16 protein-coding genes are annotated in these 21,494 nt (G+C 50.0%); 15 read left to right on the top strand and 1 reads right to left on the bottom strand.

Annotated features, from left to right (window positions below; all coding sequences use genetic code 11):
- Positions 1-321: 321 nt before the first annotated feature.
- The 13 genes from GUA98_RS13510 to GUA98_RS13450 all read left to right on the top strand — a co-directional run bounded on the left by GUA98_RS13510 (position 322) and on the right by GUA98_RS13450 (position 17,002).
- Positions 322-3,693 carry a HEAT repeat domain-containing protein gene (locus tag GUA98_RS13510; RefSeq protein WP_227779612.1) on the top strand — a complete coding sequence of 1,124 codons (3,372 nt, stop codon included), beginning with the start codon at positions 322-324 and terminating at the stop codon, positions 3,691-3,693.
- Between the two features lie 100 nt (positions 3,694-3,793).
- On the top strand, positions 3,794-4,600 hold the full coding sequence (locus GUA98_RS13505) for an AAA family ATPase (protein WP_193723344.1): 807 nt from the start codon (positions 3,794-3,796) through the stop codon (positions 4,598-4,600).
- Between the two features lie 278 nt (positions 4,601-4,878).
- Positions 4,879-5,463 carry a TetR/AcrR family transcriptional regulator gene (locus GUA98_RS13500; RefSeq protein ID WP_285856012.1) on the top strand — a complete coding sequence of 195 codons (585 nt, stop codon included), beginning with the start codon at positions 4,879-4,881 and terminating at the stop codon, positions 5,461-5,463.
- Between the two features lie 38 nt (positions 5,464-5,501).
- Positions 5,502-6,791: a cytosine permease gene (locus GUA98_RS13495; protein ID WP_193723342.1), complete on the top strand. Its 1,290-nt coding sequence runs from the start codon at positions 5,502-5,504 to the stop codon at positions 6,789-6,791.
- Positions 6,792-6,795: 4 nt separating this feature from the next.
- Positions 6,796-7,911 carry a DUF917 domain-containing protein gene (locus GUA98_RS13490; protein WP_153976953.1) on the top strand — a complete coding sequence of 372 codons (1,116 nt, stop codon included), beginning with the start codon at positions 6,796-6,798 and terminating at the stop codon, positions 7,909-7,911.
- Positions 7,908-9,491, top strand: a complete 1,584-nt coding sequence (locus GUA98_RS13485; RefSeq protein ID WP_193723341.1) for an ROK family protein — start codon at positions 7,908-7,910, stop codon at positions 9,489-9,491. The genes GUA98_RS13490 and GUA98_RS13485 overlap by 4 nt, the downstream gene beginning before the upstream one ends.
- Before the next feature lie 493 nt (positions 9,492-9,984).
- A complete protein-coding gene (locus tag GUA98_RS13480) occupies positions 9,985-11,163 on the top strand; it encodes a DUF4317 domain-containing protein (RefSeq protein ID WP_193723340.1) in 1,179 nt (392 codons plus the stop codon).
- Between the two features lie 34 nt (positions 11,164-11,197).
- Positions 11,198-11,590: a hypothetical protein gene (locus GUA98_RS13475; protein WP_193723339.1), complete on the top strand. Its 393-nt coding sequence runs from the start codon at positions 11,198-11,200 to the stop codon at positions 11,588-11,590.
- 51 nt (positions 11,591-11,641) lie between these two features.
- On the top strand, positions 11,642-12,349 hold the full coding sequence (locus GUA98_RS13470) for a DNA alkylation repair protein (protein WP_193723338.1): 708 nt from the start codon (positions 11,642-11,644) through the stop codon (positions 12,347-12,349).
- A 251-nt stretch (positions 12,350-12,600) separates the two neighbouring features.
- Positions 12,601-13,410, top strand: a complete 810-nt coding sequence (locus tag GUA98_RS13465) for an ABC transporter ATP-binding protein (RefSeq protein ID WP_193723337.1) — start codon at positions 12,601-12,603, stop codon at positions 13,408-13,410.
- 91 nt (positions 13,411-13,501) lie between these two features.
- Entirely contained in the window at positions 13,502-14,257 is a 756-nt protein-coding gene (locus GUA98_RS13460; RefSeq protein WP_321573875.1) for an ABC transporter permease, read from the top strand.
- A gap of 103 nt (positions 14,258-14,360) precedes the next feature.
- Entirely contained in the window at positions 14,361-15,371 is a 1,011-nt protein-coding gene (locus tag GUA98_RS13455) for an ABC transporter substrate-binding protein (RefSeq protein ID WP_193723336.1), read from the top strand.
- A gap of 272 nt (positions 15,372-15,643) precedes the next feature.
- Positions 15,644-17,002, top strand: coding sequence for an LLM class flavin-dependent oxidoreductase (locus tag GUA98_RS13450; protein WP_193723335.1), 1,359 nt, complete (start codon positions 15,644-15,646; stop codon positions 17,000-17,002).
- A gap of 111 nt (positions 17,003-17,113) precedes the next feature.
- Here the strand turns inward: GUA98_RS13450 and GUA98_RS13445 are convergent, their stop codons facing one another.
- Positions 17,114-18,055 (bottom strand): AraC family transcriptional regulator, encoded by a 942-nt coding sequence (locus tag GUA98_RS13445; RefSeq protein WP_193723334.1) that lies wholly within the window; start codon positions 18,053-18,055, stop codon positions 17,114-17,116.
- 168 nt (positions 18,056-18,223) lie between these two features.
- On the opposite strand from GUA98_RS13445, the gene GUA98_RS13440 reads away from it, so the two are divergent.
- Together GUA98_RS13440 and gnpA are read left to right on the top strand one after the other, a co-directional pair.
- On the top strand, positions 18,224-19,243 hold the full coding sequence (locus tag GUA98_RS13440) for a glycoside hydrolase family 105 protein (RefSeq protein WP_193723333.1): 1,020 nt from the start codon (positions 18,224-18,226) through the stop codon (positions 19,241-19,243).
- A 12-nt stretch (positions 19,244-19,255) separates the two neighbouring features.
- On the top strand, positions 19,256-21,436 hold the full coding sequence (gnpA, locus tag GUA98_RS13435) for a 1,3-beta-galactosyl-N-acetylhexosamine phosphorylase (protein ID WP_193723332.1): 2,181 nt from the start codon (positions 19,256-19,258) through the stop codon (positions 21,434-21,436).
- Positions 21,437-21,494 lie beyond the last annotated feature (58 nt).

The raw sequence follows: 21,494 nt of genomic DNA, 5'->3' as shown, positions 1-21,494 counted from the left end.
GATGACTCCAAGGGCCGTTTACGGACCACGTGAGTCATCCCTTTTTTGTGTGCAGCCTGCTGCCTCGGTCAAACACACAAACCAAGACGAAGTACATTGAATGTGGTTTTTGTCCAACTGCCGTAATATTTCAATCTAGGCTAAGAGGATAGACTCCGTACGCTAACATTGTCTGAGATGTGGAATTAAACAGGAAAATCCGATGCTAATCAAGAAGTTATATTATTCCAGGATTACCCTGTGGAGTATGGTTGTGGAGATGGTTGGATCGCTTATAAGTGTTCATTAGCGTTTATTAGAAGCATGAGGGGAGAGAAAATGATGACAGATAAACATGATCTGATAAATAGAGAACAATTGCTTACAGCGCTGGACTCGCTGGGGTATTCGGACAGAATGAAGCGGATGGCACTTCAGGGACGCCAACATGCAGGAGATACGAAATATTCCGCGCTGCTTGTATCCTTGCTCGAAAGCGGCACCGCCTATGAGGCTCATCTGGCCTTGACGGGTGCGGGTGTAGTGAATGATGCCCGTGCAGTTATACTTGCTCTGCATCATCCCAAGGCCGGAGTTAGGGGCCGGGCGGCTGGACTATTGCCAGAAGTGGTGACTGACCCGGACTTTTCGTTTGAAACGGAAATTGTCCTGATGTCATACCACTGCCGGCGCCAATTGCTGCGGAGCATTGTGAATACATATCGTCAGGATTGGGCAGAGCGGCTGCTGCCGATCGTGCTTAACCGCTGGGGAGCACAAGAAGCGGCCTTGCTACTGGCTGTGTGCAGCGAAGAGACGGTACGCAGCAGGCTGCCAGAGCTGGGATATGCGTTACAGAATTGGCGGCTCCTAACGAAGTACCACCCTGATCTTGTCGCAGCGTACTTTAAGAATGCTTTGCAGCATGCAACGCACCGGGAGAAGACCCATGTATGGTGGGCGCTCTCTTCCGCGATTGAAATATTGAGTTTTTCAAGACCGGCGATCGTGCTGGAATGTGCGCTGACGCTTGGGCCGACGGATACGATTCATCCTGTACTCAAGCGGCAGCTGGGGATTCTGATTCAGGCCAGCCCAGAGGATGTTTTTGAGCTGCTGACACGTGAGGAGACACGGGAATATCTTCTGAATCATGGCGTACCGGCAGGTGTTTTGAAAAAAAGAAAATGCTTCACCACAGCCCAGTGGACCACACTGGGTTCATTACTCGCAGATCAGCCGGTGCACCTGGCCAGGGTACTGGATACCCTTGCGCCGTCACATCGCGAAGCGATCTTTGCTGCGGCTTATCCGGAAGAAGAGCGGATGACACGCATTTTCCCCACGCTGCTGCTGGATGTACTGCCACACGAGCTGCGTGACAAGGAAGCTGCCCGCATGCTGGAACTGCGTGACATTCGTGATGATCGGGACACCATGCTCGAAACGACGGCACGCCTTACCATCGATCATGCACGGGAGAAGCTGGAGCAAGCCGTTCAGGTGTCTAACAGCGACGAGCGAGCTGCGGCCTATGCCTACCTCGTTCGGAGCACAGCACTTTCCCGGCGAGGTATGGATGAGACGCTTCGTTTCCTGACTCGAATTAAGAACGATCAGGATCCGGTACGCTTCATGGTGATGGCTCAGCTCTCCAACTGTCCTGCTCCCATGTTCAAGGAAGAGCATATTGACGATCTGACGGTGCTGGTGGATAGCGTCATTGAAGCAAGAGACACGTCTTATGGGACAAGGTCCGCAGTGGAGAGACTGGCTTTTGCCATACTGCGTGAACATGCATTAGAGCCGAAGGGCGCCCTGTTCAAGTTTGCTCTTAGAACGTTCGGAAGATTGACGATGCGTGACGGACAGTTTGCATTGTACACGATGGATTGGGATAGCATACCGAGTTCTGCACTGGAAGCGTTATTCGATGAGGTCTATGCCTTTGGTGTGGAAGCGAACAAGCGTGAAAACACGAGCGTGATTCTGCGCATGGCAGATTTATTCGGAAAAGCCGTGGATCGTTTGCCGAAGCTCCAGCTTCTGCTGGAAGAACTGCTGCAGGCCAAAACGGTATCCCCACAGGCAGTCCATTACTGGCTCGCACCCTATAAAACCCGGGATGCAAGGGTTAGAGAATTGCTGGACAGAGACCCATCCTTCATCTCATTCTATGACGTAATCATGCATCTGCATCTGAAGCGTCAGGAGTGGCTGGACCCGTTCATCTCGGGGGAAATCATCAAAGGCAAGCATTTATCGGGAAAAACCATTTACGTTGTACCTGCGCATAACGGGTTTTATCGGTGGCTGCCCCGTCAGCAAAAGGCATTCGCCTCCCTGCTGGAACGGGTGGCACTCGATGCCAAACGAAGCTTCCATGAACGTGCATCCGCGATGCGCAGCTTGGCCAGCTTGCCTGATTATTGCTCTGATCAACTGGAAGTATTACTGCATGACGAGGAAGTGCATGTTGTGGAGGCAGCGCTGTATGCGTACTCGTTATGGGAAGAGCCTGAGAAGGCACTGCCTGTATTGCTAAACAACCTGGATGGAGATCGGGCCCGGGTTGCGATGTACTCGATCCCCAGATGTATGCGCAGGGTCAGTCCGGTGATGTTGACGTCCATGCTGTCTGAACTGCTCCATCGGGAGAAATTGAAGATCACGGTCAGAAAAGAGGCCATCCGGCTGCTTGGAGCTTATAAAAGTGAAGAGAGCATGGCACTTCTCATCCGTGAATACGAGAAACCGAATGTGCACAAGGACGTGATGATCGCCATAGGCCATGCGGCCAGACAATGGCTGGATGATGAACGCAGCTGGGCCATGCTGAGTGCGATGGCTGCTTCCCCGCAGCGTGATATCGCAAGAAGCCTGCTTAATCAGTATTCTGGCGGCATTCCCGTAGAAGCTCGGCCAAGATATTTGCAATTGATTATCGAGATCGCCGGACATGACGATCCGGTTGTGGCGAGAGAAGCTTTCCAGGCGATGAGCCTGTGGGTGGATGGAAGTGAAGAGAAGGTGGCAGCTTCGGCCAGCAAAACGATTCTGGATCTGGAGGACAAAGCCAGGTGGAAGGCAGCGATGGATACGCTAATTTCTGCTTGTCGTGAAGGAAAGGTGAATGACCAGGTCATTAACGTTTGCACACAATTGGCGGGCACGGAGACAAGAGCCGAATGGAATGCCAGCTCGGAGAGAGACCTTCCAGAACGGCAGCGACTGGTCGCGTTGATAGACAAACTAATCTCATTACCTCCACAAGCGAAGCGGAGAATCGTTCCTTTATATACAGGCATAATTGCTGCTCTTCAATCCCAAGAAACGCTGAGAACAGCCGTAATTAAGTTACATTTGGCACATGTGGAATGGAACGAGGTGGACCAGGCCTCCCTGCAATTGGACCCTGTGATTCAGATGGTGGACAAGCATCCGTATCTATCCGAGGTAGCCTACAGGCAGATCAATCGTGCAGCTAATGCCAGTCAGGCGTATTGGAAACCGGAGGCGATTTTGGATCTGGTGGACCATCTGAGAGGCCAGCAGCGAATTGCGGCCCAGTATCTTGGGCTTTCTCTGTTGAAGATTGCGGGAACCACATTGCTGTGGAATCAGGCTTGTGCCGAACGCTTGCGAGCATACCGAAATCATGAGCATGAGGCCATTCGTATGTCGGCATTGGATATCTGGACGGTGCTTGAATAGAAGAGGTCTAGGTCGTATGGTTACCTGGCTAGATTGTTCGTTATGAAATCCGCTATTCTACATGAAGTCATTTTATTTTATCCGGGAGGGGAGCGAGACGATGCTGCATATAAGTAACTTCACACTCTCTTCTGTCATTTCCAGCAACCCGAATATCTACCCGGATCATGTATTCAGACACATGGCAGGGGAGGTTCTGCTGTTTGACCGAATCACGGTACTCTACGGCAGTAATGGCTCCGGCAAATCCACTTTGCTGAATCTGATCGCGAACAAATTGGGAATGGCGGGCGCAGAGCGTATGTCCACTTATGGACACAGCATCTATGTTCAGCGGTTTATTGAGGAAAGCAGCTATCAACTCGGGCTGGATGAACAGGAGCGTCCCGTATACAAGCCCGAGGGTAGCCGGTACATCAAGTCAGAGGATCTGCTATATGAAATCAAGAAAATACAGCAGGAAAGCGTGCTTCGCGAAGGGCTGCTTCATGAGCAATTCGTACAGGGAAAGAGCAAGGCCGAGGTCGAAGAGCTGGAGCAGTCGTATGCTTTTGAGAAAAAGATGGATATCATTCGATTCTCGCAGGAGAAGTATTCGAACGGGGAAAGCTCGATGCAGTTCTTTGAGGAGCATTTGCTCCCCGGGCAGCTGTATTTATTGGATGAACCGGAAACGTCATTGTCTCCCGCGAATCAAATCAAGCTGGCTGAACAGATGAACGATCTGGCGCGTTACTTCGATAGTCAATTCATTATTGCCACGCACTCTCCTTTTGTTCTGGGCACGCTTCATGCGAAGATCTACAATCTTGATGCCAGCATGCTGCAGACGACAGAGTGGTATGAACTGGACAATGTACGATTCTTTTACGAATTTTTTCATAAGCATCAACGGCTGTTTGAATGAATAGGTTTAACATTCTAGTAAGAGGTATCCTGATGTCAGGGTACCTCTTTTTGTTATACATTTTATCAGGTTAAGGGCAAATGGAACTCTTATGCACTCTTTTGCAATCTACTAATTCATTCCAGCCCGAATCTGCGAATATATTGTCCTGCTTGAATCTCGGCCGTATAACATTGAAATAAAAAGCTGAAATAGCAATTAATTGCATTGATTTTTATGCAGATAATTGTATAATCTACTTAATTAACGTTAATTAGAATGGAGAAAAGGGGATGACCATGACCACCAGAACGAAGCTGAAGGAAGCCGCGCTGAGATTATTTGGGCAGAAGGGGTACGATGGGACGGCATTATCTGAAATCGCGAAGGAGGTCGGCGTCAAAACTCCGGCAATCTACGCCTTTTTTGAGAGCAAGGAAGATCTGTTCATGACGGTCTTCGAAGAATCGATGAGCGCCTATAACGAATATATTCAAGCGATGGCGGAAACCAGCAAAGGAATGAGTACGGAGAAAAAACTGCATGCGCTGCTGCTTCGCCAATACGATTATCACCGAAACAAAACAGAGCTTGCCGTGTTTGCCTTCCGGTATTTGATTTTCCCGCCGGATTTCCTATTGGATAGGATGCAGGAGGCATTCGGGCGTTTCGATACATTGCTGAGCAGCATTATCGGCGAGATCATGCAGGAAGGTCTGGATCGCGGCGATTTGGCTGCCGTTCCGATAGAGACGCTGGTGGATTCGTTCCTTACTTTGATGGACGGGCTGGGCATGCAATATTACTACTATAAATCGCCCGAGCTGTTCGAACGGAAACTGAAACATGCCTTTGAGATGTTCTGGAGATCCGTCGCAGCTTAGGCAATCAACTAGATTGTACAGAAAGCAGAGGGTGGAACATGAGCAACGATACGAAAATTGAAGATTACGAACGGGAACCCGTACCTCAGCATTTACGAAAATCATGGCTGTCGATGGCGCTTGTCTGGATTGCGATCGGGATCGACCTGTCCGCCATGTTTCTGGGGGCGCAGCTCGGCGCAGGCATGAGCATTGGTGACTCGCTTACAGCGGTCATCGTTGGTTCAATTATTTTGGGTATTATCGGGGCGGTGTGCGCCTATGTTGGGGCCAAAACAGGCCTGTCGACGGCCATGATCAGCCGGTTTCTGTTCGGAAACAAAGGGGCTCTCATCGTCTCCGTCATTCTCGGTATTTCATCGCTGGGCTGGTTCGGTGTACAGGTTGGCTTCTTCGCTACCAACTTCCAAACGGCGCTTAGCGAGCTGTGGGGTTGGCACTGGTCACTATGGGTACTGTCGATCATTGGCGGACTGCTCATGATGTCCACGGCAATCTGGGGCTACCGGGCGATTGAAAAACTTAGCGTCTGGTCGGTACCCCTGCTGGTTGTGTTTATTATTGTCGCGCTGGTCATGGCGCTGAACGGCGAAGGTGGCAGCACGGTCTGGGCTCCTTTTGAAGGGGAAGCCCTGCCGATGGGAACGGCGATCTCGCTGGTCATTGGAATCTTTATCCTGGGGACAGCACTGTCTCCTGACATTGCACGCTGGGCCAAGACACCCAAGCATGCAATTACGGCTGCATTTGTCGGTTTCTTTGTCGGCAACAGCTTCATGACGATCATTGCCATTTTCTTGTCACGGGCGATGGATTCCGACGATCTGACGGGCATCTTCCTGACGCTCGGACTCGGCATTCCCGCCATTATCGTGCTGACACTGGCACAATGGACGACCAATACGAACAATTTGTATTCCGCAGGACTGGGTTTCTCCGTTGTATTCAGACGGATGCCCAAATCCGTCATTACCGTCATAGCAGGCTTGATTGCAACAGCACTCGCATGCTTCGGCATTTATGACCGTTTCACAACGTTCCTGACATATATTACGATGCTTGTTGCCCCGCTGGGAGGTATATACACGGCAGAGTATTTGCTGGTGAACAAAAAAAGATTCTCGTTTGAAGGGCTGGACAGCAACCGGAGCTGGATTCCTCGCTCCATCGTGGTATGGGTCCTTGCCACATTCTTCGGATTCATGACAACGATGGCTCCGGATGGGCTGGGTTGGTTCCAGGTGACGCAGGTTCCGGCGCTGGACAGCTTCTTGATGGCATTTATCGTACAAGCCATCATAGGCAAATGGGTAGTAAAGAAGGGATGAAAGCATGAACAAGGCAGCAAGATTAACTACACTTGATGAACAGGCTATTGAATATATTGCAATTGGCGCAGCGGTGCTGGGCACAGGCGGTGGGGGCGACCCACATGTCGGTAAACTGATTGCCATGGAGGCCATCCGCAAGCATGGCCCGGTCCGAATTGTGCAGCTTGAAGAACTGGATGATGAAGGACTTGTCGTACCGGTATCGATGATTGGTGCACCTACGGTGATGCTGGAGAAAATCCCTTCGGCAGAACAGCTGACCAAGCCGCTGGATCTGATGGAAAGAGAACTTGGCCGCAAAGTGGATGCCGTCATGCCGATCGAGGTCGGTGGCGGCAACTCACTCGTTCCTGTCATTGCGGCGGCGCAGCGCGGAATTCCGCTTGTGGACGCCGATGCGATGGGGCGTGCTTTTCCCGAATCGCAGATGGTCACTTTCCATCTGGAAGGCATCCCGTGCAGTCCAGTGGCGATGGCGGATGAGCGCGGCAATAGCGCGTTGATGCATACGATCGATGGTGTATGGGAAGAGCGCATGGCGCGTGCGCTGACAGTAGAGATGGGGGGTTCTGCTTCCATCTGCGATTATCCGGTATCCGGAGCGCAGGCGAAGCAGAGCGCGATCGGGGGTACACTAACGCTCGCTTATGAGATTGGGCGGACGCTGTTCGAAGCGAAGCAGGAGAAGCTGAATCCTGTTCATGAACTGCTTACGAAGCTGCATGGACATGCCCTGTTTCATGGCAAGGCCGTGGATATCCGCCGCCGTATGGATGGCGGTTTTACACGCGGTGAAGCGGTATTTGAAGGCACCGGAGAGAACAAGGGAAAGACGATGCGGTTGTTTTTCCAAAATGAGTTCCTGCTCGCCACCGTTGATGACCAACCGCTCGCCATTACCCCAGACCTGATCACGTTGTTGGATCAAGATACGGGTATGCCGGTAACGACGGAGAACTTGAAGTATGGTGCCCGGGTGACGGTAGCAGGCTTGCCATGCGATGACAAATGGCGTACACCAAAAGGCATTGAGACGGCGGGGCCGCGATACTTCGGATATGATTTCGACTATGTGCCGATTGAGACGTTGGTTTTGAAAGGAGGTGCGGCGCAATGACCAAGGGAACTATGACTGAACCAAATATAAACCAGGTTTACCGGATCGGCATCGATGTAGGGGGCACGAATACGGACGCCGCCCTGCTGGATTCCAATTTGCACTGCGTGCACAAGGTCAAGGTCCATACGACGGCTGACGTAAACGAAGGCATTGTAGAGGCTGTTCGCCGCCTGCTGCAGGAGAGCGGCGTGAACGGCGCAGACATTCGCTACGCGATGCTTGGCACCACGCACTGCACGAATGCCATCGTGGAACGCAAGCATCTCGGCCGTGTTGGCCTGATTCGTATTGGCGCTCCGGCAACGACAGCCGTTCCCCCGCTTGCTGGCTGGGACGAATCGCTGCGTGCCGCGGTTGGGCCGCATAGCTATATAGCCTCTGGCGGTTATGAGTATGATGGACGCAAGATTGCAAGTCTGGATGAAGCTGAGATTGCTGAACTGGCCAACCGGATGAAGGGCGAAGTTGACGCTGTAGCGGTGTGCGGGGTCTTTGCTCCAGTGAACCGTGACCAAGAGAAGCGGGTTGGCGAGATCATCCGCCAAGTGCTGGGTGCTGACATGCCAGTTACCTATTCCAGTGAGATTGGCAGCATCGGACTGCTTGAGCGGGAGAATGCATCTGTGCTGAACGCAGCGCTGCTGCAAGTCATTGCGGGTGTCGTACGCGGCTTTGAAGAAGCGCTGAACGGCTTCGGCATCCATGCGCAGCTGTACATTTGCCAGAATGACGGCACGTTGATGAAGAGCGAATATGCGCTCCGTTATCCGATTCTGACGATTGCCTGTGGACCGACGAATTCCATTCGCGGCGCTGCACACCTGTCCGGGCTGACGGATGCGCTGGTCGTTGACATTGGCGGTACAACAACGGATATTGGTGTGCTAGTGCAAGGCTTCCCACGTCAGTCCTCGGCTGCGGTGGATATCGGAGGCATTCGTACGAATTTCCGGATGCCGGACATTTTGTCCATTGGTCTCGGTGGCGGTACCATTGTCCGGTTGGATGACGCTGGCGGCGTAACGGTTGGCCCCGACAGCGTTGGCTATGAGCTGACGAAACGGGCCCGCATCTTCGGTGGTGATACGCTGACAACGACGGACGTGGCTGTGAAGCTGGGCCGGGCCGTATGGCCGGGCACCAACGCGGCTGCGGTGGACGAAGCCGTGTGCCGTAAGGTGGATGCTGTCATGCAGCAGAGCCTGGAAGACGCCATTGACCGGATGAAAACGAGTGCTGATCCGGTCGATGTCATTCTGGTTGGCGGCGGCAGCCTGCTGGTGCCGGAGACACTCGCCGGGGCGAGCCGAATCATCCGGCCAGACAACTATGATGCGGCGAACGCGATCGGAGCAGCACTCGGAGAGGTTAGCGGCGAGTCGGAGCGCATCTATTCGCTGGACGACTGGAAATATGACGACGTCATGCAGGATGCCAAGGAGAGCGCCGTAAACGAGGCAACGGCAGCTGGCGCGAACCCGGAGACGGTTCAGATTGTGTCCGTCGAGGACATTCCGATTGCCTATTTGCCAGGTAACGCATTGCTCGTGAAAGTGAAAGCGGCAGGTAAGCTGTAATACCATAAACGATATGCCCTCTATGCTCGACAGCATGATCTGCTGCATGAGAAGCGTGCCATAAACATCGGGCATCCATTTACTGTGCTCGACAGTGAATGGCGCGTGAACAAAATAATATGAAATGAACTTGGTGGTACGGATCAGATTCCGTATCACCATTTTTATTTGAGGGGATGGCTTTTCTGGTGAGATATGATTAAGAGATGCATGGAAACTGCATATCATTACTCAAGAGGATTGTCTTCTTTTTTTGATATCCCCATAATGCAGCAGGTTCGGGAAAAGGAAAATAAGCACAGGTGAAGTAAGATGTTTAATTCAAGGAAATGCCCTCGACTCGGGTATCCAAATATGCCACAATAGAGGATCAGGTGCATGGGAGAATGGACCCGCAGGCACAGCAATGCAAGCCGCAAATCGCTAACAAAATAACGCTCAATAATTTATACTAAATAAGCCAGAATATATCGAAGGAGCTGCCGAGTCCGCTATGAACAAAAAAGAAGTTGCCAACATCCGCAAGCAATTCAAGATGGATCATGATCTACTGAATATTTACGATATCCTCAATGTCTATATTACGAAGGAAACGAATGAAGTCTACCACTGGGAGCGCCATCCGTTTGAACTGGTGGACCGGGAGAAGCAGGAGTTATACATGGGAAATTTCAAAAAACTGCTGACCGGCGAACTGGATCAAAAATTGTTCGAACTGAAGTTTCAGGAAGAAGCCGAAGAGCCTGCGCAGGTACTGCTTCATCAGGCACTCGTAACGGGTGACCCGGAAGAATGGCAGGACATGATGCTGCTGCTCGTGGACCGAATGCTGGCGGATGCCAAGTATGAGCGGGACATGGTGGTCACATTTGTTCGGGGGCAGTATTATTTGCCGACCAAGGCGAGAAACGATGAAGCGGAAGAGAGTGAGAAAAACGAGGTGTTTGCCCATCCGTTTATCTTATGCAGCGTGAACTCGACGGAGAAACAGCGGAAGACTCTCTTGTTCGATTATGTGGAGCGGGAGTTCAAGTACAATATCATTGTCGATCCGATTATCAAGTTAAGCACGCCGGAGCAAGGATTCCTGTACCCAAGCGTGACGGACAACTATTCGGATGTGAATCGGATTCTATACTGTACGGGAAAATCAAATTTCCCGGATCCGCACTTTGTCGAACAGGTATTGAACGGAGAACGATCCGTGACGGCACTGGAAGAGCGAGCGATCTTCGAAGATATCGTCAAGGAAGTGGCTGGGGAAGAGCTTGATTCAGCTACCATTGCTCAGGTGTACGAAGAGATTAACCGGGTGATTGAAATCAACGAAGAGACGAAGGAGGAAGAGCCTCCGAAGCTGGATTACAAAGATCTGGAGCGTGTACTGAACGCCAGCGGCGTGGAGGATGTGACCACCGAGAAGGTGGAACGGGCATTCGAAACGATCGTGGATAATAAAAACTATGAGATGAAAGCAACTAGCGTTATGCCGAAGTTCACTTCCAAGTCCATCAAGATCGAAACCAAGGTCGCTACAATTTCGGTTAGCCCGCAGGATTTGAGATACGTCAAGCAGGTGAATTTCCAAGGGAAACGCTGCATTATGATTGAAGTGGACGAGGATGTCGCGATTGAAGGCTTTACGCTGGCGTCAGAGACCCTTATCCAATAAAAAAAGCACTAACGCAGGCAGGAGATGACTAACGATGAACAGACTGCTTATGATCCTGATTGCGGCCGCAACGATGTTGACGGCTTGCCAATCGAACCAGACGGATACCGGGAACCCCTCGGGCAGCAACGAACCATCCGCACAGACCGAAACGGCGCAGCCAAACAACGAACCAACCGAAGAAAGTACAAGGCAGAGCGAGTGGTCTTCGCTTCCCGAATATGACATGATTATTCGAGAAGTTGATTCCCAGGACTGTACCTTTCGAACGGTAACCGATAATGAAAATGAACGGATTCTCTTACTCACGAACCAAGATGGTGAGGAGAAATACAAGACTATTTTTATCAAAAACACAAGTCGTCTTAAAATCATTGACATTAATGGAGGCGGGCAGCTTTTCAACGATGTTTTGGAAAATAGCTGAGATCTGGGGTAGACAAAATATCCGCAATCCAATATGAAGGAGCGCTGCGTAATGAATTTGGAAGAAGTGATGCAGGAGCTTGAGGCACTTGGCAAGGAGCGCACGAAAAAGATATACATGTCGAATGGTGCACATGAACCACTCTTCGGCGTAGCTACAGGTGCGATGAAGCCGATCGCTCGCAAAATCAAAAAGGACCAGGCGTTGGCCGAGCAGCTGTACGCAACCGGGAATTATGATGCGATGTATTTTGCGGGTGTTATTGCTGATCCGAAAGCGATGACGGAAGCGGATTTCGACCGATGGATCGAGGACGCATATTTTTACATGATCTCCGACTTCATTGTTGCCGTTACACTATCGGAGACAGATATTGCACAGCAAGTTGCAGATCGGTGGATTGCCAGCGGCGAAGAGCTGAAGATGTCGGCAGGCTGGAGCTGTTATTGCTGGCTGCTGGGCAATCGCCCGGACGCTGAATTCTCTGAGGATAAGCTGAGCGGGATGCTGGAGAACGTGCAGGCCATGATCCATCAATCTCCCGAGCGCACCCAGTATTCGATGAGCAACTTCGTATATACCGTGGCCGTATCCTACGTTCCGCTGCATGATAAGGCTGTCGAAACGGCGAAGGCGATCGGTCCCGTCGAGGTTCAGAAGGACAAGCCAAAGAGCAAATTCCTAAATGCTTCCGGTAATATTCAAAATGCCGTAGATAAAAATCGGATTGGTTTCAAACGCAAATATGTAAGGTGTTAAAGGAAGACAACGCATGTGTTTTCATCTGGATTTCACTTGACGAAAATACATTATTTTCAAGTAGTTGTTGACAATCCTACAGGTCTAAAATATAGTAAACACATCAGATTAATGTAAATTGTGAATGTTCAAATTTTAACCATTGAATGGAAGCTGACTGGTTTATCCAGAGGCTCAGAGGACAGCGCTAGTCGTTGTCAGCTGAGCTTTTTTTGCTTAGGTATCCCAATATACATAGAGAGGTGTAGTCAATGGCTGCTGCTGAAAAAATCAGATTTGAGAGTGTCACCAAAACGTTCACGGTCCGCGATCCCAAGCAAAAGGAGGCTACTCAGGCCTTTACAGCTGTAAAAGACCTGGACTTTTCGGTAAGAAAGGGCGAGTTTATCACCATCGTGGGTCCGAGTGGCTGCGGGAAATCAACCTTGCTTGATATGATCAGTGGACTATCGTCACCGACACAGGGGCGCATTTTGATTGATGGCCAAACGATTACGGGCCCAGGGCTTGACCGGGGCATTGTCTTTCAGCAGTACGCTTTATTTCCGTGGAAGACGGCGCGCGGCAATATTGAATTTGGTCTGGAAGCCAAGGGTATTCCGAAGCAGGAGCGTAAGGAGCAGGTAGAGCATTTTTTGTCGTTGGTGGGGCTTACTCACTTCGGAGACCGTTATCCGCATGAGCTATCCGGGGGGATGAAGCAGCGTATAGCGATTGCCAGAAGCCTTGCCTTTAATCCGGATGTCTTATTGATGGATGAGCCCTTTGCTGCATTGGACGCCCAGACGCGTGAATCCCTGCAAAGTGAACTTTTGCGTATCTGGCAGAAGACCCAGAAGACCATCATTTTTATTACGCATGGTATTGATGAGGCGGTTTATCTTGGAGAACGAGTAGTGGTATTGACACCAGGACCCGGTATGGTGAGACAAATTGTGGACATTCCGCTTCAATCGCGGCTGGAGGATGCGGATATTCGCTCCCATCCCGACTTTGTGAAAGCTCGCCATGAAGTATGGAGTCTGCTGCATGAACCTGAATACCGCGGTGCGTATATCTAATTGATTAAAGGAGTGTATTCCTATCGAATCCGTAAAGACTGCCCATTCAGCCCTACGGCTTGGTAAACGAAGTCCTGCTGCTTTTTCTGGTGTGCTGAAGTTGTTTAAACAGTCGATCGTGTTAATTGCCTTGGTCCTACTGTGGGAGATAGCGCCAAGGACAGGCTTGGTAGATGCAGCATTTTTCCCTGCCTTTTCCGAGGTCATCCGGGCATTATGGAGCTTGATCCTCTCAGGTGAGCTTTTCACTCACTTTCTGGCGAGCATTATTCGTTCATTCAGTGGATTTGCCTTAGCCTTACTTATTGCAATCCCGTTAGGATTACTGATTGGCTGGTATCCATTAGCCAGACAGCTGTTGAATCCGGTGCTGGAATTGTTTCGAAATACGGCTGCATTAGCGCTGCTCCCGGTATTCATGCTGCTGCTGGGGATCGGTGAAACCTCCAAGATTGCGATCGTCCTCTTCGCCTGCACCTGGCCCATTCTTCTCAATACGATTGCTGCTGTCGGCAGCGTTGATCCCTTGCTGATCAAGGCAGCAAGATCGATGAATATTAAGTCCTTCAGATTATTCCTCAAGGTTATACTGCCGGCATCGGTTCCCACGATCTTTACCGGTATTCGCATGGCAGGGACAGGGGCAATCCTGGTACTTATAGCTGCTGAAATGGTAGGGGCCAAAGAAGGCTTGGGTTATCTCATCACGTATTCCCAGTATAACTTCCAGATTCCTCAGATGTATGCCGGGATATTAACCATTGCTCTACTGGGGTTGTTAATCAACCAAGGGCTCAGCATGCTGGAACGTAAATTTTCCAAATGGAAACAGCAAGTGAATGAGTAGTTCTGTTCAAATATTCCCTCATTATTTTTTTATCATTAATCCTTACTAATTCAATTGAATTAATAAGTTATGAATAAGCATCGTTTGGAGGAGGAGAAGCGAGATGAAAAGAACATTAGGCATTCTTGTACTTGCAGGCTTGGTCAGTGGTGTCCTTTCAGGCTGCTCAGATCCCAAGACCTCCGCGGAGAGCGGAGAAGAAGATCAAGTTTTGCAATACCAGTCTTCACCTGGAAGTGTTTCTTTTCCGGAGCTGGCTGCAGATTTGGGCTACTTGGGGGACTTGAAACTGGAATCCATAGGCGACAGCGTTGGGGGACCGGAGAGCATTCAATTAACGGCGACGAAACAGATCGACTTTGGATCAGCTTTTAATGGAGCCATTATCAAATCCTACTCCCAAAACGTGAAAATAAAATCGGTCGTCGGGTCATACGGCAGTGATGAACATACGTACATTGGTGCCTACACCCTTGAGGGGTCGCCAATCCAATCGGCCAAAGATTTTATTGGGAAAAAGGTAGGCGTCAATATTCTCGGGGCCCATTTGGAATTTGTCCTCAAAGACTATTTACGACAAGGCAACCTGACGGAAAAGGAAATCGAACAGGTCACTTTGGTGACTGTCCCAAGTTCAAGTGCGGAACAGGTTCTGCGGAATCAACAGATCGACGTCGTGATGTTAAGCGGAATCGGCCGGGACAGGGCTCTGGCAACAGGAGGAATCACTGAAATTTTCAGAGATATCGATGTGTTCGGTAAGGAGTTTACCGCAGGCGACTATTTCTTCAGTGAGGATTACATCCGGGAGAACCCGAATACGGTGAAGCAATTTGTTGAGGGGGTTGCCAAAGCCATTGACTGGGCTCAGACCACACCTAGGGAGGAAGTCATCTCACGGTTCGAGGATATTGTGAATCAGCGGGAACGCAAGGAAACGACGGATAATCTTAAATACTGGAAGAGTACAGGCATATCGGAAAAGGGAGGCGTCATTACTCCATCGGCATACGGAACTTGGATCGACTGGCTTGTGGCGAATGGTGAGCTAAAAGAAGGTCAGGTGAAACCGGAAGATTTATATACCAACGAATATAATCCATTTGCTCAATAACCTTTTCATATATACCCCAAAATTCAAACACAAACGGAGAGGCAGTATCGATCTGGAGAAGCGAAGCGCTCGCCTAAAAGCTTTCTGAAGGAAAGCTGCATCGGAAGCATACGCTTATCACCGGATTTTCCCCTTAGAAAAAGGGAATCAAAAAAATCTGGGGATAACAGCGATCGGAAGATGGTACTGCACTCGCAGTGGCCTTGTGTGATAGATAAATGTGGTTTGTATGAATAAGTTTTTAACCAAAATCGGAAAAGGGAGTGGTTCGTATGACTAGAAAACAAATGAAACTGGGAGCTTTCATTAATCTGCCGGGACATCATGTAGCAAGCTGGCGTCATCCTTCTTCAGGTGCAGGCCGTGCATTCGATCTGGATTATTTAACGGAGATTGCACAGACCGCTGAGCGCGGTAAGTTCGATATGATCTTTTTTGCCGATGTCCTGGGCCAGCGGCTTTCCGGTAATGCACACTCCTCATTGAAGCTGGACCCGATTATCATCATTTCGGCCCTCGCGGCTGTGACGAAAAATATAGGGTTAACGGCCACGCTGACCACGACCTATAACGATCCATACCATGTTGCGCGTAAATTCGCAGCGATTGATCATCTATCCAAGGGACGGGCTGCCTGGAATGTCGTCACATCCGCCAACGAGGGAGAAGCTCTTCTGTTTGGTAAAGAAAAGCATCTGCAGCACGCGCTCCGTTATGAACGTGCTGAGGAATTCGTGGACGTTGTCAAGCAGCTATGGTTGTCCATTGAGGATGAGGCGCTTATCATCGACAAGGAAAATGGCCGATATCTGGATGTAGAGAAGGTACATCCGGTTAACCATGAAGGGGCATGGTTTAAGGTGCAGGGTGCTCTTGATTCCCCAACAACACCGCAAGGACATCCTGTAATTGTTCAGGCCGGGTCTTCGGAATCTGGCAAAGAGCTGGCAGCCAAGACGGCTGAAGTCATTTTTACAGCTTGGCAAACGCTTGAAGAGGCACAGGTCTTTTATCGGGATGTCAAAGGTCGACTGGCTAAATACGGACGCAAGCCGGATGATCTGAAGATTATGCCTGGCGTGTTCATTACGGTGGCCAAAACAGAGGCAGAAGCCCTGCTGAAGCAGCAGCAGTTAAACAGCTATATTCTGCCTGAAGTGGGATTAGCATATCTGTCAGCTTTTACGAATATTGATCTGTCCGGGTATGATGTCGATGAACCACTTCCGGAAGCAAGCTCTATTGAAGATGAGACCAATCCGCGAATCCGCTATAACATCATTCGTGAAATTGCGAAACGGGAGAACCTGCAATCCATACGTGCAATCTATGAACGAATCGCAGGAGCACGCGGTCATCGGGAGATTGTCGGGACTCCGGAACAAATTGCGGATCAATTGGAAGATTGGTTCCTGAATGATGGTGCAGATGGCTTTAATATTATGCCGCCTCATTTCCCGGAGGGCTTCAACGATATCATCGAACTGGTGGTTCCCGAATTGCAGCGGAGGGGATTATTCCGTACCGAATATGAGAGCAGTACCCTTCGAGGGAATCTGGGGCTGTCTGTACCTGCCGTAAAAACACCCGAAAAGGCATTAACCGGCGCAAGCACAGGTGAAATTGTGTGAGGTATAGGCATTAACATAACGCAACCATTCATGGTTGCGTTATTTGTTGCGCTAACGGAGTGAACTCCATAGGGAGGAGGGAGCTTGTTTTCTCGCTTTTCAAGCCTGGACCTAGACCCAGCCGGTAAACTCCAGTATGGATGCTTTGGCGGACTGTACTTCGGTTTGTGCACCTTTGCGCCACGCTTTGGGGGACTGCCCCATCAGTTTGGAGAAGCAGCGATTGAAGCTGGAAATGGAATGAAAACCGACCTGCTCGGAGATCGACAGAATGGAATGGTCGGTGCTTTTCAGCTGCTTGCAGGCCTCCTCGATGCGTGTGCTGTTGATGAATTCGAGAGGCGTCGTTCTCATAATCTCATAAAATTTTCTGCGGAAATGCGTTGTACTCAAGTGGCACAGATCGGCCAAAAAGTCGATGGTCATGGGGGTCATGTAGTTCTTGGTGATGTACTCGAGTACAGGGGAGATCACAAGGTCCCCTTTCAAACCATGATCTGTTCCCTGTTCCGACAGGGGGCGATTCCGGGAATGAATTCGAAGGAGCTCGATATACAGGGACAGCATCATGCCGTAGGCACTTTCCTGATAGTAGGGATTCTGCTGTCTTAACTCCTCTACGATCGATGTGGCAAGTGTGTACACCTTGGGATACTGCTCCTTGCTGAGCACACAGTTCATTCCCTGTACTGCCCACAGATTCGGCTCGAAATCCCGGTATGTACCTTTTAATGAATGCTGAAACAGGTCGTCCGGCGAAAAGAAAATATAAGCCCACAAACTGGCTGTGCCAGGTGTGCTGTACGTTGTATGAGGAAGATATCGGGGAATGAAGGTCACATCGCCGGCCTGAAAGGGGACGGATTCTCCCTTGATCTCCATAATGCCGCTATCGGAGTAGCAGATGCCAATCTCCAGATGGTTATGAAAATGAAGATGCTCGCTCTTGATATCGGATATTTTCCAGCGTTCACCGCTTAATAGCAGGACGGGAAAATGGATGGGCAGGCTGTAATGACGGTATTCAATAACAGGCTTCCTGGTTTTGGCCATATGCGATACCCCCATTCATAAATGGTTGAAATTGCGCAGTTTTGTTACGAATATGCTTAGATTGACACCATTTTACTGCGTAGAATGGAATAAGTAAAGCGTTTACAATACGAACGGACACCTCTCAGGGCACACTTGGGGGCATGTGTCCAGGAGAGGGGAATACCGATGCTTCAAGTGAAATATGACAGGGAAGAGATGTTAAAGGTCATCGATAACGTCACCCAAAAAACACTATCCATGGATTTGACATGGGACTGGCCTTGCGGTGTAGCCTATTACGGTGTAACCAGAGCCTACCAGACGACAGGCAACAAGGAGATTCTGGACAGGCTGGTTCAGTGGGCGGATGAATATATTGAGCTGGGCCTGCCAAGCTGGACGGTGAACACCTGTGCCATGGGCCATATGCTGATTACGTTGTATGAAGAGACAGGGGACCAGAAATATTGGGATATTGCACTGAGCAAAGTAGATTATCTCCAGAATCATGCACTCCGCTTCGGAGATAACGTGCTGCAGCATACCGTATCCGTTGCCAATGACTTTCCGGAACAGGCATGGGCGGATACCTTGTTTATGGCTGCATTTTTCCTGCTGCGCGTAGGCAGCAAGTTGAAGGATGAAGCTATGATTCAGGATGCCCTGAATCAATACTACTGGCATATCAAATACCTTCAAGATCCAAGCACGGGCTTCTGGTATCACGGGTATAACAATGTCAATAAAGACCATATGTCCGGATTTTACTGGGGAAGAGCGAATGCCTGGGGTGCCTACACAATGTCACAGGTGAAACCTCAATTGAAGGACTGGTATTTGTATCCGCAGTGTATGGACGTCGAGTGCTCACTCCGGGACCAACTGGCAGCATTGAAGCTGGTTCAGACGGACAACGGCTTGTGGAGAACGGTGCTGGACGATGAAGAGTCTTATGAAGAAGTATCGGCGTCTTGCGGTATAGCGGCAGCCATGATCAATAACGGTAATCCGCTGCATACCAAGTATGTGCAGAAGGCATTGGACGGTGTACTGAAAAATATCACTGAAGATGGACGTGTACTGGGCGTATCTGGCGGCACAGCTGTCATGAAGGATCGGGAAGGGTACCGCAAGATCCCCAAAGACTGGATTCAAGGCTGGGGTCAGGGCCTGGCACTCGCTTTTCTGTCCGACATGTTGAGATAGGAGGAGATCCAATTGTCCAAAAAAACAACGGGAGCCTTCACCCTGCCTGGAGAATCGGGTTATGAGGCGCTGACACTGGAGCTCGCTGAACGGTGGGGTGCGGATGTCATTCGTGACAGTGACGGGACGAAATTGTCGGATGAGATTATCAACGCCGGATACGGCATTTATTCGACGATCTGTATCATCCGGGATCATAATGAGTGGGCATCCCGCAATACGGATAAGCTGCAGCAATGTTTTCTCATAACGAACCCCAAGGTGGCCGTGCAGGATTACCTGTCCATCTATTTGATGGAGGATTTCTTCGCTGAACAGTTCAAGGTGAACGATTCCCGGGAAGCGTTCAAGTATTGGCAGGTCTATGACCGGACCACGGGGGAAGAGGTGCCGAGAGAACAGTGGAATTATGAGCGGGAGTCCGGGAATGTAGTCATTACCGGCATCATTCCGTGGCATAAATACACCGTCAGCTTCATGGTTTACCGGATATGGGAAGAGATTTCGATGTACAATCACACGACGAATGACTGGGACAAAGAGCATCTAATGCAGATCGATCCCATCTATCCGGAGACCCAAGCATACCTGCTGAATTGGATGGAAAACTGGTGTCAGGAGCACAAGGAAACAACCGTTGTTCGGTTTACGTCCCTGTTCTATAATTTCGCCTGGATCTGGGGCAGCAGTGAGCGAAACCGCCATCTGTTCTCGGACTGGGGTTCATATGATTTTACGGTAAGTTCAAGAGCGCTTGATCTGTTTGCCAAAAAGGCTGGCTATTCCCTCACGGCTGAGGATTTCGTAAATGGCGGTAAATACCGGGTCAGTCATATGCCTGCGAATCAGCGCAAACTGGATTGGATGGCGTTCATCAATGATTTTGTGATTGAATTCGGTAAAAAGCTGATTGATATTGTACACAAGCATGGCAAGCTGGCCTATGTTTTCTACGATGATAGCTGGGTCGGCATGGAGCCTTACAATGACCGCTTCGAAGAATTTGGATTCGACGGCATGATCAAATGTGTTTTCTCCGGGTATGAGGCAAGAATGTGTTCGGGTATCAACGTGGATACGCATGAAATCCGGCTGCATCCCTACCTGTTTCCGGTTGGTTTAGGCGGACTTCCTACCTTCAAGGAGGGCGGCGACCCAACACTGGATGCCAAGAAGTATTGGATAAATATCCGGCGTGCCCTGCTCAGAGAACCGATCGATCGAATCGGACTGGGCGGGTATCTGCATCTGGTGGAACCTTATCCGGATTTTGTGGAATACATCGAGAAGATTGCCAATGAGTTCAGGGAAATGAAGGAGCTGCATCAGGCTGGGAAGCCTTATCAGATTCAGACCAAGGTAGCCGTGCTGCATAGCTGGGGCAAACTGAGATCTTGGACGCTGTCCGGGCATTTCCATGAAACGTACATGCATGATCTCATTCACGTCAATGAAGCATTGTCGGGATTACCGGTTGAGGTGTGGTTTATCGATTTTGAAGACATCCGTCAGGGCGTACTGCATGACTGCGATGTCGTGATCAATGCTGGCTCCGCGGGTTCCGCATGGAGTGGCGGGGAGCACTGGAATGAACATACGTGTGTGGACCTACTGACGAAGTGGGTGTACGAAGGTGGTACGTTTATCGGCATTGATCAGCCGTCGGCGATCGAGGGATACGACAGCTTTTTCCGAATGGCACATATTCTTGGTGTGGATGAAGATACAGGGGCAAGAGTCGTTCACGGAAAATGGTCGTATGAGGTACGAGATGAGCATGGTTTGGTACCGGATGAAGCCAGCATAACGCCGAAGAAAGGCATTTATCTTACGGATGGCACGGCTGAGGTGCTGCATGAAACGGATGGTCATATTACGTTGTCTACGCATGCATTCGGCAAAGGAAAAGGGATCTATCTCTCCGCATTCGCATTCAACTGGGAGAATACCCGATTGCTGCTGAATCTGATTCGCTATGCAGGCCAAGAATACGAGGAAACGAAGTATATCCCGGATAACCTGTACACCGAGTGTGCGTATTATCCTGAAAGTAACATATTGGTTGTGATTAACAATAGTGACCAGGTTCAGACAACAACGATTGATACCGAGTTTGGAAAACAAACGCTTGAACTGGCTCCGTATGATACGGTTATTACGAAGATTGGTGCAACTAACTCTGTATCTCCATAGGATATCTTCTTCATAAAAGGTAGCCTTCATAGACCGTTTCCCTGGCGAGGGAGCGGTC

The sequence above is a fragment of the Paenibacillus sp. P13VS genome (assembly GCF_015143645.1).
Classification (GTDB): Bacteria; Bacillota; Bacilli; order Paenibacillales; family Paenibacillaceae; genus Paenibacillus; species Paenibacillus xylanilyticus_A.
Note: the sequence above shows the minus strand (reverse complement) of the source record. Positions and strands in the feature narration are given on the sequence as shown.